We start from the raw sequence: 14208 nt of genomic DNA on the forward strand, positions 1-14208 counted from the left end.
TTGGGGGTTCATCTGAAGCTTCATGTGGGCAGGCACCGGGCTCGAACCTGCGCGCTTGCGCAGCGGCGAACCAACGTCCGCTCATGCCGACGAGCGGGCGTATCGGTGCGGGCGACCTCGGTGGATGTAGTTGGTGCTGCATATGAGGTTTGATCACGCGATCGGTTTCCGGGTGGCCTCATCGGCGGTGAGCCGGATCAGTCGTTGTCGTTCTCGGTGATCTCTTCCACCACGATTTCGATGATGGAGTCCCGTTGTTGCGGGTTGGGATTGTCGGCGGGGAGTTCGAGGCGGATGCGGCGGGCGATGGTGTCCGCTTCGAGTTTCGGGTTCGTGGTCCGGAGGTCTTGGTAGATGGTCCAGGCCAGGGTGGCGGCGCTGACGATGAGGGATGCCAGGGCTATGGGGTCGAGGTACTGCCCGGGGGAGTGGTCGGGGGCGTGTAGGGCGGCGAGGACGTCGGTGCGCAGTCGCGGGCCGTGCTCGGAGGCCAGGCGGTCGGCGGTGGCGAGTGCCGCTTTCTCGATCGCGGGGTGTGGTGTGGTGTTCTCGGTCATCGATTGTCGCCGCCGTTCTCAGGGGGGTGGTTGTGAACGTAGGTGCGGATGTGTTCGGGGAGAGCATGGCCGGTCAGCTGAGTCCAGAGATGCTCCAGCACGGACTCGCCGAGTTTGTGGGTCAGTCGTGCTAGCTGGCTGGGCGCGCTTCCGGCGTAGGGATGAGGAAAGTCGGGGAACAGAACGATGCAGCGCAATGCCCAGGTGATCGCCTGGCGCTCGTTGCCCCGTTGTTCGGCGAGCAGGCCAAACTGGGCGTAGCTGCCGGCCATACCTGGCCGGTCGCCGAGCCCCTCCAAGATGGTGAGGGATTGCTGGTACCAGCGTTCGGCGTCCTCCAACCGCCCACGAAGCTCGGCGACCATGCCGAGCTGGTGGTAGCTGCCGGCCATACCTGGCCGGTCGCCGAGCCCCTCCAAGATGGTGAGGGATTGCTGGTACCAGCGTTCGGCGTCCTCCAACCGCCCACGAAGCTCGGCGACCATGCCGAGCTGGTGGTAGCCGCGGGCCATACCTGGCCGGTTGCCGAGCTGTTCCTCGATTTCGAGGGATTGCTGGTACCAGCGTTCGGCGTCCTCCAACCGCCCACGAAGCTCGGCGACCATGCCGAACTGGTGGTAGCTGCCGGCCATACCTGGCCGGTCGCCGAGCCCCTCCAAGATGGTGAGGGATTGCTGGTACCAGCGTTCGGCGTCCTCCAACCGCCCACGAAGCTCGGCGACCATGCCGAGCTGGTGGTAGCCGCGGGCCATACCTGGCCGGTTGCCGAGCTGTTCCTCGATTTCGAGGGATTGCTGGTACCAGCGTTCGGCGTCCTCCAACCGCCCACGAAGCTCGGCGACCATGCCGAGCTGGTGGTAGCCGCGGGCCATACCTGGCCGGTTGCCGAGCTGTTCCTCGATTTCGAGGGATTGCTGGTACCAGCGTTCGGCGTCCTCCAACCGCCCACGAAGCTGGGCGACCATGCCCAGTTGGTGATAGGTGACAGCGGTAGTGCGGTGTTTCCATTCGGTCTCGGCGTGTGTGTTCAGTACGTCGACGATGCTGGTGTAGGTGGTGTGTGCGGCGTCGAGGTCGCCGGCTCGTAGTTGTCGGTTGGCCTGGGTGCCGACGAGGAACAGCCAGAGGTTTCCCGCGCTCGTGGAGAGCGTAGGCGCGGTTCCGACCGGGTCCTCCAGGACGTCGCGGGCCCTGTCGACCCATGCGCGGGCTTCCTCGGCCAAGCCTGCGACATCCAGATAGTCATCCAGGGGCTGGGCGATGTCTTGGGCTTCCTCCCACAAGCCGAGGTCGAGTGCGTGGCCGAGGCAGTGACCCAGGGTTCGTCGTTGCAGGCCGAGCACGGTCAGCGCCATCCCGGCATCGCCCGCCCGGATCTGGTCCAGCAGCCATCAGGCGAAGGTGGCGTGTGCGCGCAGCAGCGCGAGTTCCGCGGCGGCGCGGTGGTCGGCGTAGTGGTCGGGGTCCGAGGTTTGCCAGTGTGTGGCAAGGTGGGAGGGCAGCGCGGGATGGATCGCCCACATTCCCCCGCCCAGGGCGGTGAGCAGTCCGACATCGGCTGCCCGGTCGAGCACCGCCGCCCATCCTCGGTTGTCGCGACCCGGCAGCGCGGTGGGGCTGTCGACCGCAGCGGACATGAGGCCGAGGACATCGGCATCGACCACGCCGTGGAACAGCGACACCACGTGTAGGGCCTGGCGGGTGTCGGGATCGAGGTGGGCCAGGGAGTAGTCGATGCTCTCGGTCAGCGATCCCGTGCGCCCGGTGCCGTGACCACGGGGCAACGCGCCCGTTCCCCGCAGCCCGTCGAGGATGTCCACGGCGTCGTGGTCGGCGAGGTGGGGAAGGATCACGCGCATGCTCAGCGGGTGACCGTCCAACCAGTGCAGCAGCTCGGCGAACGCCCGGTGGGCGCGGCGCGGTGCGGCGGCCGGGTACGGGGCCAGCAGCTGGTTGGCGTACTGCACGGCCTCCTCGTGGTTGAGGCCGCCGACCTCGACCCGGCGCACCTCGCCCAGCCAGTCCTCCGGGGTGCGGCTGGTCACCAGGACCACGCTCGATCCGCCGGCGTCGACCCGGCGCAGGAAGTCCCGCAGCTCCTCCCGCGCCGCCGCATCCAGAGCCGGCGTCGCCGCGGTGGGATCGGGCATCGTGGCCACCGACTCGAAGTTGTCCCACACCACCAAGATCCGGTGCTCTCCCATCGCGGTGAGCACTGCATCAAGGCGCTGCGGCCGTTCCAGGCGGGCGAACTCCGTGCCGAACAACGCCAGACCGATGGTCGCGAGCACGCCGTCCAGACCGAAGGACGCCACGCCGGGCTCGAACGAGTGCCAAATCACCCACTCCGGGCGCTGCACCGCCCTGGTGTCACGCCACCAGCGCCCGAACGCCTTGGCCAGCTCCGTCTTGCCCGTGCCCCCGGTGCCCTGCAGCACGATCACCCGACCGGTCCGGGCGGCGACCTCCAAGGTGTGGAACAGCCCGTCCCGGCCGACGAACTCGCCCGTGGCCGCCCAAGGGTCCCGCGCGTCGAGCCCGGTCTCGCCCTCGCGGACGCGGTCCAACGCCTCGCCCAACGCCAGCGCGCCCCGCGCGCCGGGGACGCGGCGCAGCTCCGGGAACCGCACATCACGACGCAGGTAGTGCACCGGGACCGCCCAGTCCTCCAACGGCAGCCACCCCTTCGGGCTGGGCCGCTCGGGGCGCTGCGCCATCCTCGCCCGCCCCTCCCGCACCGCCCGTGCGACCGAGTCCCCCGCGAACAGCCGCTCGTAGAACGCGGTCATGAACTCCGCCGCCGCCACCGCGTAGACGCTGTAGGCCATCGCCACCACCGCCGACGCGCCCCCTGCCAGCAACCGCGTCGCGACCGCAGCCTCCAACTGCCGGCCCACCGCCCCGGACTGACAGGCGTTGAGCACGACCACCGGCACCCGAGCCCGCGCCAGCACCCCGCCGACCCGCTCGGCCGGCACGTGGTCCGCACCACCGCCGTCGGCCTTCTCGAACGCCAGCACACCCTCGCCCGCGCCGCCGGCGAACGTCCACGGCGCACCCGAACCTGCCGCACGGGCCCCGGTCAACACGCCGTGCCCGTCGAAGTGCACCACCTGGAACGGCTCACCGGCATCGGCGGCTCCCGCCAGCACCCGCTCCAGCGCCTCCAGCGTCGGAGGCCGCAGCACCACCAACTCCACCCGACCCCGCACCATCTCCAAGGTGCGCACCAACGGCCGCGCGATCATCTGGTACCCCACGTCCGCCGCGCCCGCCGGACGTGAGATGACCATCAACACCCGCAACCGCTCACCAGCCACGTCGAACGTCGTCCCCGGCGCCGCCGACGGCACACTGCGACTCAACCCGAACCCGTCCAACACCAACGGCGACCCCACCGCCGGGTCCCGCATCAACTCCCACGGCAACCCCAACACGCCCGGCACCGCCGAGCGCACCACCACCTCCGACGACCTCCGCGACCGCGACCGCACCGCCACATACGCGTCCCGCGCCGCACCAGCCCCGAACACCGCCGCGAACATCGCCTCACCCCACCGCGGCAGACAACCCGCGACCTCCGACCCCCGCGACTCGTACACCCCGAACGGCGCCCGCAGGTAGTCCTCCAGATACCACCGGAGGTCCTCCAACTCCTCGACGCTCAACGGCCAACCCAACTCCACCGCAGCCCCGACCGGAGTCGGCAACTCACCCTCGAGCCACGCGGAAACCGACACCCGCCCGTCAGTCCCCACATCGATCAGCAGCCTGTCCACCACGACACCAGAGCCCCTCTCACGCCCCTATTCGAAGCCCACTCCCACACCGTTACACCAACAGCACCCAATCCCCCCAACCTCCGATCCGCAGAAATGCGGACAAGCAACGCGACCTAATCCCGATCGGCCCACCGGTAGACGATGCCCGATCGACAAGTGGGACGACCACGCCCTACCGGTCCACCCGCCGGCCTTCAGGACACCCTTTGCCGCCACCGACAATGCGACAACGGCCCGTCGGGCAACGGCCCACCGACCGGAACCCGCAGTGGCCGCCCGGTCATCGACACCGGCGGCAGAACCGGACCTCGCCACCACCTCCGCCCAGGCGAACCGCTCCAACCCGACTTGCCTGCCACAGAACCCGATGCGCTCCGCTCCACCGGCCGCCGCGCCTGAGGTTCCCCCGACCGTCCCCGGCGAAGCCCCGAATAGCCCGATCGAGGAGGTAGAAACACCAAAGGACAACGACAAGGCCGACCAGCGGATACGAAACGGCGACTCGGCAGTGAAAGCACGATTCACGGGTGTGACGCGCGCGCGGACCCAGAATGTGGTTGCGCAGCGGTAGCCGGTTTCACAAGCCGCCGAGCCGGACCAGCCGATACTCCTGGCCTAGTCCGCCCTTCCATGAACCTCCGCTCGCGCCGCGATGCGGGTGCGCCCAACGGTGACCCGTCGATGTCGAACTGCCGACTGCCGTGGGCACCTGGACAGCCGCGAGCCTGGCCGCGACGTGGTCGACGAACCGGGAGGCAGAGCACATGTGGCCGGCGGCTGGCGATCACGAAGCAGCGTCGTCCACAGACCGCCCCGTCGGTGTGGCACCGGGCTGGGCGGGGCCAAGCCGCCATCAACAAACGGCTGGTACTCACACCTGGTAGGTGTCTTCGAGTACCAGCCGTCCGCCTGCTGATGTTGCCCATGTTTTCGGTGCCCCCGGAGGGACACCAATCTGCGCGCTCAGTGATCATGCCTGTGAGCTGGGCGTTTAGTGGTGCTGGTTCGTGGCGACGGGTTCGGACCTGTGCGGCGCTACCAACGCGCTCTCGTCTGTCTGTGCCGCGATGCGGGTGCTGTCGAGCCTGTTCCGGTACCGGGGCTCGCGTCGTGGCCGCCGCTACGGTTAGGCATGGCGGCGTTACCGGGCACATCGGTCCTTGTTCGCACGTGGTTCGGCGACGACGCCGCATGGGAGTGCCTGGTCCGGCTGGTGCGGACTCCCAGCGATGACGGGTTCCTGGCGAACGTGACGCCCGTGGACGACCTGGCGTTCGCGGGCCTGGGCGCCGAAGCGCTCAAGGCGGAGCAGAGGCCCGGCCCGCTGGTGTCCTTTCTCGCGGACCGGAGGACCCTCGTCCACGCCGAGTTCCCCGTGCTCGCCGTCTGGGTCCTCCCGCGCGGACCCGGCGACCGGCGTGACGACAGGCCGTTCCGGGTGCTGCCCTCCGAGCTGTGGAGTGTGGAGAACAACATCAACCTGGCGAACATGGACTGGGCGGACTTCGCAGGATCGGTGGACACAGGCGGCGTCTTCCGGGGGTTCTGACACCGCGAACGCCCGGGACGGGTGCCGGTGGACACACTCGTATGCCGATGTGTGCGTGTTGGTGTTGTGGAACGTGGTGGGTTGTCAGGACGATCTGTGGGTAGTGGGTGTTTCCCGGGGTTCGGGGGTTGTGGTGGGTGGTCCGGTTCGGCGGGTGTTCCTCAGTCACACGTCCGAGCTGGGGAAGTACCCGGTGTCCGGCTCGTTCGTGGCTGCGGTGGAGAAGGCCGTGCTGCGGGTGCGGGACGTGCCGGTGGACATGGAGCACTTCACCGCGGGTGACCTGCCTCCGGCTGAGCTGTGTCGTGCGCGGGTGGCCGAGTGCGACGTGTTCGTGCTGGTGGCGGGGTTCCGGTACGGGTCGCCGGTGCCGGATCGGCCGGAGGTGTCGTACACGGAGTTGGAGTTCGAGGCGGCGACGGATGCGGGCCTGTCCCGGTTGGTGTTCCTGGTGGGCGAGGACGCCGAGGGGCCGTTGGCGTTGTTCCGGGATGAGGAGTTCGGGGCGCGGCAGGAGGCGTTCCGGCGGCGGCTGCCGGAGTGCGGGCTGACGGTGCGGTCGGTGTCGTCCCCGGCGGAGTTGGAGTCGGCGGTGGTGCAGGCGTTGACCGAGTTGCCGCGTTCCGTCCCTGCTCCGGTGCCGGGCTCGGTCGGGGTTGCGGGCGGGGCCGCTGGTGGGGTGTGGAACGTGCCGGCGCGGTTGGTCGGGTTCACCGGTCGGGAGGACCTGCTGGGCGGGTTGGAGCGGGCGTTGGACGGGGACGGGCCGGTGGTGGTGCTGGCGATCGCGGGGATGGGCGGGGTCGGCAAGACCTCGACGGCGATCGAGTACGCCCACCGACACGCCGCCGACTACGACGTGGTGTGGTGGGTGCCGGCGGAACGTGTGGACCTGGTGCCGCAGCGGCTGGCCGACCTGGCACGGTCGCTGGGGCTGGCGCAGGGCACGGACGCGGTGGACGTGGCGGTCGCGCGGGCGCTGGGCCATCTGCGGGTGCGCCCCCGGTCGCTGCTGGTGTTCGACAACGCCGAACACCCCGATGCGCTGCGCCCCTACCTACCCGGCGGGGCGGTGCGGGTCATCGTCACCTCCCGCAATCCGCACTGGGCCGGGATCGCCACCCCTGTGCCGGTGGACGCGTTCACCCCCGCCGAGTCGCTGGCGCTGCTCGCGGACCGGGCGCCGGGCCTGGACCCCGGCCAGGCGGGGGAGGTGGCGGAGGCGTTGGGCCATCTGCCCTCCGCACTGGACCAGGCCGCCGCGCTGCTCGCCGGGGGTTCCCTGACCGCCCGGACCTATCTGCGGCTGCTGCGTGAGCGGGCCGACGAGCTGCTCCGCCACAGACACGGCCACCCCGATCCCGCCGCCGGCCCGTCCGGGCCGTCCGGGCCGTCCGGGATGTCGGTCGCGGCGTCCTGGTCGCTGGCCTTCGACGCCCTCGCCGACCTCGACCCCGCCGGACTGCAACTGCTGACCCTGCTGGCCTGGCTGGCCCCCGAACCCTTCCCCCACACCCTGCTGCCCGACCACACAACCTGCCTGCCCGACCCGCTGGCCACCACCACCGCCGACCCGCTGGCCCTGGCGGCCACCCTGGACCGACTCCATAGCCGTGCCCTGGCCCGCGTCATCGGCGACACCATCCACCTGCACCGCGTCCCCGCCGCCCTGCTCCGCACCACCACAGCGCACGACACCCGGGCCCTCGTGCCCGAACCCGGCCAGGGATGGGCCGCCACCGCGCTGCACCTGCTCCACCAGGCCACCCCCGACGACCCGTGGTACGACCCGACCTCCTGGCCTGTCTGGCGGCGACTCCTGCCCCACGTCCTCACCGCCACCGCGACCGACCGGCCCACCCCCCACACCGACCAACTCGCAGAACTGCTCCGCCGCACCTCCGCCTTCCTGACCACCCTCGGCCAACCCGCCCAGGCCCTGCCCCACTCCCGCCGCGCCCACACCCTCGCCCACGACCACCACGGCGCCGACCACCCCGACACACTCCACTGCGCCCACCGCCTCGCCATCGACCTGGCAGAGTCGGGCGAGCATCAGGCGGCGCGCGGGTTGGACGAGGACACGCTGGCCCGACGCCGCCGCGTCCTGGGCCACGAACACCCCGACACGCTCCGCTCCGCCCAACGCCTCGCTGTCGACCTGGCAGAGTCGGGTCAGCATCAGACGGCGCGCGGGTTGGACGAGGACACGTTGGCCCGTCGCCGCCGCGTCCTGGGCGACGAGCACCCCGACACCCTGTGGTCCGCCCACAACCTCGCCGCCAACCTGTCGGGGTTGGGTAAGTATCAGGCGGCGCGCGGGTTGGACGAGGACACGCTGGCCCGACGCCGCCGCGTCCTGGGCGACGAACACCCCGACACCCTGTGTTCCGCCCACAACCTCGCCATCAACCTGTCGGGGTTGGGTGAGCATCAGGCGGCGCGCGAGTTGGACGAGGACACGCTGGCCCGACGCCGCCGCGTCCTGGGCCACGAACACCCCGACACGCTCCGCTCCGCCCATCGCCTCGCCATCGACCTGGCAGAGTCGGGTATGTATCAGGCGGCGCGCGGGTTGGACGAGGACACGCTGGCCCGACGCCGCCGCGTCCTGGGCGACGAACACCCCGACACCCTGTGGTCCGCCCACAACCTCGCCGCCAACCTGTCGGGGTTGGGTAAGTATCAGGCGGCGCGCGAGTTGGACGAGGACACGCTGGCCCGACGCCGCCGCGTCCTGGGCGACGAGCACCCCGACACCCTGTCGACCGCCCACAACCTCGCCGTCGACCTGTGGTGGTTGGGTGAGTATCAGGCGGCGCGCGGGTTGAACGAGGACACGTTGGCCCGACGCCGCCGCGTCCTGGGCGACGAACACCCCGACACCCTGTCGACCGCCCACAACCTCGCCGTCGACCTGTCGGGGTTGGGTGAGCATCAGACGGCACGCGGGTTGAACGAGGACACGCTGGCCCGACGCCACCGCGTCCTGGGCGACGAGCACCCCGACACCCTCCGCTCCGCCCACAGTCTCGCCGCCGACCTGTCGGGGTTGGGTGAGCATCAGACGGCACGCGAATTGGACGAGGACACGCTGGCCCGACGCCGCCGCGTCCTGGGCGACGAACACCCCGACACCCTCCGCTCCGCCCACAACCTCGCCGCCGACCTGTCGGGGTTGGGTGAGCATCAGACGGCACGCGAATTGGACGAGGACACGCTGGCCCGACGCCGCCGCGTCCTGGGCGACGAACACCCCGACACCCTGTCGACCGCCCACACCCTCGTCCACACCCTCCGCGCCATAGGCCAACACAGCCGAGCAGACGCCCTCCAGACCTGGATCAACAACACCACCAAGCCCTGACCACCTCAGCCCACCCAACACTCGGTCGTCCAAGCCACAACGACCATCCACTTCCGGCACCCCCTTCAGGTCAAGAAGGAGCGGGTACTGATCGCGGAGCCTCACGTTGTCACCGGTCGGCGGCCATGCCGGCGTAGACGACGTCGGACAGGCGGCACTTGAGCGCGCGCATCGCCCTATCAACGCCTTCCCACCCGCTTCGCCGACAGGCCGACGTCCGAACGAGCCAGCGGGACACCCTTGGGCCAATGGCGGTTGGACGGGCTCGGGCGAATCAGCCTCGTCGGGTCGACGCGACAGGCAACTCCGCAACAAAGCCCCTGCCCGCCCTAGGGCATGCCGCGTGACCGGTACTCGACCACGCCACACGACAGACGGCGGTAAGCGCAAGTCAAGGGCCCGCCATCGAGAATCGGCCGGTGACACTCACACCTGATAGGTGTCTTCGAGTGTCAACCGGCCGACTGTCGATGTTGCCCATGTTCTGGGTGCCCCCGGCAGGGCTACACGCAGACGGTCCCAGCTCCGACCAGCGGTTTTCCGCCGGCATGTTGGTGATCGAGGGCTGTTTCGAGGTTGACCACCCTGGCGGAGGCGACTGATGGCCCTCGATCGTCGTGGCCGTACCTCACGAACGAGTGCCGGCCCAGTTCCAGTCGTGAGGGCAGTGACAGTGATCATGGGCGCGGTTGTAGGCCTGACGTTCTTGTTCGGCTTCGGGAACGTGCTCAACCTCGCCATCCGGCTAGGAGTGCCGGTGTGGGTGGCACCGCTGGTGGCACCTGCTGTCGATCTGACGGTTCTCGGGCTCATGCTCGGTATTCGGCACTTGGCGTTCTCTGGTGCGACGGTGGCTCAGTTGCGGCCGGCTCGTCGGCTGCTGATGTTCGCCAGTCTGGTCACCATGGCCTTGAACGTTGCCGAGCCTGTAGCCGCCGGTCAGTACGGCAAGGCTGCGTTCGACGCGGTCGGTCCGTTGCTCTTGATCGGATGGGCTGAGGTTGGACCCGGACTCCTGCAGGCGATGGCCGAGTCTTGCGGCAAATCGACTGGTCTCCCTGTCGATCGCGTTGTCCACATGGGAATCGACGGCCGCGCGGATACTGTGGGCTCTTGCACCGAGCGACCAGCTTCATCGGGACAGGGCAAGCCTATCGACGACGACCTGCTGGAGCGAGCACGGCAGGAAGACGCTCGTCACTGGAAGCAACACAGGCGCCCGATCTCCGCCGAGAAGCTGCGAAAGCGCCTCGGTGTCGGTGCGCGACGCTCACGCATACTCGTCTCCATCATCCGAACGGGTCGGGATGGAACCAGCAGGCTGCACGCCGTTCCGGCGGGTTGACCGCTGGACTCGGGTAACAGTCGATGCATGAACCTCGTGTCGAACGTGACCCTCGGTGGTCCGACTCTCACGCCGCTGACGAACCCCGTGAACGGACCCGTGATGACTTGCACATGACTTCGAACAAGTGTTCGATGCCAGTGACCTGGTGCGGTCTCGAAGGTAGTCGCTGGGGCGTGACACCCAGGGTGGGCAAGCCTCGGAGTGCTAGGGAAGGATCATGCCGTGCAGACCGTCCCCCGCGTCGCCTCGACCCTCCTGAGGAGTGGCGAATGATGACCTACTCAGCTCACACGGCGGGAGCGACGTCAGGCACCGCGTTCACCCTGCCCGACAGAAGTACGAGCTCGACGAGAGTGCGGATCTTCGGTACCTCGGCGACGATCGTCCATCGCACCGATGACGCCGAATATGGTCGTCGACGCGGTCACGGTCTTGGTCATCTTGATTCGATGGAGTTGCTCGACGTCCTCATGGGGTTGCCTCCCGGGGAGGCGGTGCCCCTTTCCGCGGTCGGTCCGTCGAACCTTCGTGTGCTCGGGCGGGCGCCTAGCGGGGTAGTGGGCTTCACGCGCGGCTCGGTGACCCGGCTTGTCGTTCCCGCGGTGATCCCTCTGCTCGCCGTCGTGTATTGCTCACACTGGCGTGCCGGCTTGGTGCGCGCCTCCGAGTTCGCGGCCTACTGCCCGCGGATGTTCGTCGCCCGAGAGCTTCCGGAGAATGCTGATGAGGTTCTCGCCGAGGCATCGTGGTACGGCGTCGGCGTCGCGGTAGGTCCCCGGTCCGCGCCGGCGGTGGTGTTGGAGCCGGAGCCTCTGTCGGAGTGGCGGCCGACCGTCGCGTGGTGGCGCTTCTGTGAGCGCGTCTATAGCCACACGCTCGACCGCTGACACTCACGGTTGGTCGGTCGGCCAGAGTGGCAGCTCGGCCCAGACCTCCAAGGGCTTCTGCGGCTTGAGCGGCTTCGCCAGCTTGAGCTGGGCGGGGATGAGTTTGTGGTTGTCGATCGCGTTGCGGCAGATGTTCTGCCAGTACTGGGCGCGCTGACGCAGCGTCGGCGCGTCCAGCATGTCCGCTGCGTAGGCGGACCAGACGGCCACTGCGTGCGCCATGGCCTTGTTCTTGTCCGTCCGCTGGAGGAACCTGGTCAGACGCTGTCCCGCGCAGACTTCGCAAGGGCAGCGCGGGGCCAGGTGCTCCTTGGCGCCGAACAGTTCAGCGAGCTTGTTGCCCTTCCACCAGCACATGAGTTCGGGGATCAGGACGCTCGGTGAGGGGTCCTGTTTGCGGGCCATGGGTTTCTGTGGCGGCTCGACGGTGTGCCGGACGGATCCGCCGGTGCCGATCGCGCCGGCGAAGGCACCGTGGGCGACGAGGTCGAACGCGTTGAAGTCCGTTCGCATCGGCATGAGTTCGATCGCCGCCGCGAGCATCCTGAGGTTCGGGATGATGCGTGCCGCGGCCTGCGCGAGCGGGTCGAACTGCTTGCCGAGCACGAGCGCGACCGGGCAGCCGACATCGGCCAGGATCGCCGTCGTCTGGCGGATGAATTTTCGGTCGAGGAAGGAGATGTCCAGTGGTGCCACGAAGATCACGTCGTTGCGCCGCAGGAGTTTGACCTGCCGTGCTGCTGCCTTGAGTGAGTCGGTGTCGCCTGCGGTGATGAACTTGGTGGGAGTGAGCGCCGCGGGTGCGCCGGCCATCAACTGTTGGTTGATCATGTCCTCGAGGCTCGTCGGAAGCAGTTGGTCCTCAGGGGACCAGAAGGGCGCATCGACGGTCGCGACATGCTTCTCGTACGCGGCGGGATCGATCAGGACAAGGCCTGCAAATCCTTCTTCGGCGAGCAACTTGATGCGGCTGTTCGCCTTGGCGCCGGCAATGATGAACCCGCTGCGCTCCAGGTTGACGTGCGGCCGCAGCGCGGGCACCTGATCCGGACGCGCGTAGATCAGCATGCGATTGAGCAGTACCCCGACGCTGCCCGTCGGGCGCTTCGGCGAGGGGAGGTCGGCGAGCTGCGCGAGCGGGCTCGCCGGGCGGTCGTTCGGCAGGGAGGTGCCCCCGTCGTGGAGATCAGTCATCATCTGCCCCCAACGCATCGTCGCCGAGCATTGCTCGGAGGTTCTCGGCGGTCGTTCCCGCCTTCGCGGCCGCGGCGTCAACGCCGCCGGTTGAACGGACTGCGGCGACCACGAGGGCGGGCACCACCGTCGGCGCCTCGTCCGGCAGCGGCTCGGGTTCTCCGGTCTTCCAGCCGAGCGCGGACATCTGGGTGTTGAGCGTGCGGTACCGCGAGTCCGTGATCACAGCCAGGTCGACCGCGCGGCGCAGCAGTGCGGCCGCGGACATGCGCCACTGCGCCTTCAGCTGCAACAACCGGGCCGGGGTGATGGGCATGGCGCGGAGATCGCCTCGCACCTGGGATGCCGGTGCGAGCAGCTCGCTGGCGAACGCCTGAGCCATCTCCTCAACGTCCACGTCCGGCGCGGGAGCACACGCGATGTGGCCTAGCTCGTGAGCCAGGGTGAACCGCTGACGCTCGGCCGGCGCGTCGGTGTTCACCACGAACACTGGCGCCTCACCTGGAGGGTGCAGGCTGGTCGCGTCCACCTCGCGTCCACCTAGCGACATCGGCACCACCAGCGCGCCCACCTGCTCGGCGACCGCGGTCACGGACTGGATCGGCCCTTCCGCGAGGTTGAGCGTCCGCCTCAGCGCGCGTGCCGCGTCTTCCGGCCCGTCGATGCCGCCGACGCGCATCGGAACGAGCGTGAACTCCCGCAAGGGCACGGCGGAGTCGACCGCGAGTCTCCGAAGGTGGAGGCGCAGGAGGTTGATCCGGGCGTGCAGTCGCCGCAGGGTCGACGCCTTCGTCGACGCGCGGTTGCGGTGGTAGAGACACCCTTCGCCCAGCGACCACAGCTTCGCGTCGCTGACAAGGAAGTCCGGGGTCACACCCAGGGCGCTCGCGAACAACTCGAGCCGCTCGCCGGCGACCGTCAGTGACCCCTTTTCCGCGCGGGAGACGTAGCCCTGGCTGATCTCCGGCTCGGCCTTTGCCAGCCGGGTCAGCTGCTCGGCCAGCCGCTTCTGCGTCCACCCGTGCGCCTCACGTGCGGCAACCAGAAGGTCCGGGTTGGCATCTCCGGCCACGAAGCCGTTCATGCAAGCAAAGATACGTGAGAATATTCCGGCTGTCCACAGGTTGCTCGTAGCGGGCTCGCGATGAGCCGTGGTTTCTCCGACTGCGAAGTGCATCGATGTCGAGTGGCGTACGTCACTGGCCAGTGCACTACTTTTAGTAGTCAACGACGTACTCAACGTATCGCCTCAGTCTGGTCCCGTGGAGAAGCAATGGCTGTGCTGGGCTTCCCGCCCACTACGGCCGCCTGGGGCCGCCTTGTTTTGTCGGACCCTCGGCGTAGCGTGCAGGGTCATCGCGAAGGGAGTCGCGCCGATGATCGGTCACGCTGCCGCACGAGTGCATCCGCCGTGTCGGCATGGGTGGCTATACCCCTGGGGGTGGTTCACCGTCTTCGACGGTGTTCTCATGGATCCGCGAAACTCGTTCCGCTCTTTCCGTCGCTGAGAAAGGGAGTTCAGTA

Annotated in this window: 9 protein-coding genes; 4 read left to right on the top strand and 5 right to left on the bottom strand. The window is 68.9% G+C overall.

The features are described 5' to 3' along the window. Positions 1–197: 197 nt before the first annotated feature. Genes ACQPZF_RS35755 through ACQPZF_RS35765 form a run of 3 tightly spaced genes read right to left on the bottom strand, consistent with a single transcriptional unit; the run spans position 198 to position 4267 of the window. Positions 198–557 (bottom strand): hypothetical protein, encoded by a 360-nt coding sequence (locus ACQPZF_RS35755; RefSeq protein ID WP_433264679.1) that lies wholly within the window; start codon positions 555–557, stop codon positions 198–200. Further along, entirely contained in the window at positions 554–1912 is a 1359-nt protein-coding gene (locus tag ACQPZF_RS35760) for a tetratricopeptide repeat protein (RefSeq protein ID WP_433264681.1), read from the bottom strand. The genes ACQPZF_RS35755 and ACQPZF_RS35760 overlap by 4 nt, the downstream gene beginning before the upstream one ends. A 36-nt stretch (positions 1913–1948) precedes the next feature. Further along, positions 1949–4267: a CHAT domain-containing protein gene (locus tag ACQPZF_RS35765; protein ID WP_433264683.1), complete on the bottom strand. Its 2319-nt coding sequence runs from the start codon at positions 4265–4267 to the stop codon at positions 1949–1951. A 1204-nt stretch (positions 4268–5471) separates the two neighbouring features. Between ACQPZF_RS35765 and ACQPZF_RS35770 the strand changes: the two genes are divergently transcribed. The 4 genes from ACQPZF_RS35770 to ACQPZF_RS35785 all read left to right on the top strand — a co-directional run bounded on the left by ACQPZF_RS35770 (position 5472) and on the right by ACQPZF_RS35785 (position 11490). Then, positions 5472–5888, top strand: coding sequence for a DUF6924 domain-containing protein (locus tag ACQPZF_RS35770; RefSeq protein ID WP_433264685.1), 417 nt, complete (start codon positions 5472–5474; stop codon positions 5886–5888). A gap of 154 nt (positions 5889–6042) precedes the next feature. Beyond that, complete coding sequence (gene fxsT / locus ACQPZF_RS35775; RefSeq protein ID WP_433264687.1) at positions 6043–9255, top strand: FxSxx-COOH system tetratricopeptide repeat protein; 3213 nt, start codon at positions 6043–6045, stop codon at positions 9253–9255. A gap of 673 nt (positions 9256–9928) precedes the next feature. Continuing rightward, positions 9929–10600, top strand: coding sequence for a hypothetical protein (locus tag ACQPZF_RS35780; RefSeq protein WP_433274861.1), 672 nt, complete (start codon positions 9929–9931; stop codon positions 10598–10600). 452 nt (positions 10601–11052) lie between these two features. After that, positions 11053–11490, top strand: coding sequence for a hypothetical protein (locus ACQPZF_RS35785; protein ID WP_433264689.1), 438 nt, complete (start codon positions 11053–11055; stop codon positions 11488–11490). A 3-nt stretch (positions 11491–11493) separates the two neighbouring features. On the opposite strand, the gene ACQPZF_RS35790 is transcribed toward ACQPZF_RS35785, so the two are convergent. Both ACQPZF_RS35790 and ACQPZF_RS35795 read right to left on the bottom strand, forming a co-directional pair. After that, entirely contained in the window at positions 11494–12687 is a 1194-nt protein-coding gene (locus tag ACQPZF_RS35790) for a hypothetical protein (protein ID WP_433264691.1), read from the bottom strand. Next, positions 12677–13768 carry a helix-turn-helix domain-containing protein gene (locus ACQPZF_RS35795; protein ID WP_433264693.1) on the bottom strand — a complete coding sequence of 364 codons (1092 nt, stop codon included), beginning with the start codon at positions 13766–13768 and terminating at the stop codon, positions 12677–12679. The genes ACQPZF_RS35790 and ACQPZF_RS35795 overlap by 11 nt, the downstream gene beginning before the upstream one ends. Between the last annotated feature and the right edge of the window lie 440 nt (positions 13769–14208).

The organism is Actinosynnema sp. CS-041913, from assembly GCF_050942485.1.
Taxonomy (GTDB): Bacteria; Actinomycetota; Actinomycetes; order Mycobacteriales; family Pseudonocardiaceae; genus Actinosynnema.

Excerpts from the sequence above, each read along its gene's own strand:
- ACQPZF_RS35790 (WP_433264691.1), bottom strand. The coding sequence starts at position 12,687 with ATGATGACTGATCTCCACGACGGGGGCACCTCCCTGCCGAACGACCGC.
- ACQPZF_RS35795 (WP_433264693.1), bottom strand. The coding sequence starts at position 13,768 with ATGAACGGCTTCGTGGCCGGAGATGCCAACCCGGACCTTCTGGTTGCC.
- ACQPZF_RS35770 (WP_433264685.1), top strand. The coding sequence starts at position 5,472 with ATGGCGGCGTTACCGGGCACATCGGTCCTTGTTCGCACGTGGTTCGGC.
- ACQPZF_RS35755 (WP_433264679.1), bottom strand. The coding sequence starts at position 557 with ATGACCGAGAACACCACACCACACCCCGCGATCGAGAAAGCGGCACTC.
- ACQPZF_RS35760 (WP_433264681.1), bottom strand. The coding sequence starts at position 1,912 with ATGGCGCTGACCGTGCTCGGCCTGCAACGACGAACCCTGGGTCACTGC.
- ACQPZF_RS35785 (WP_433264689.1), top strand. The coding sequence starts at position 11,053 with ATGGAGTTGCTCGACGTCCTCATGGGGTTGCCTCCCGGGGAGGCGGTG.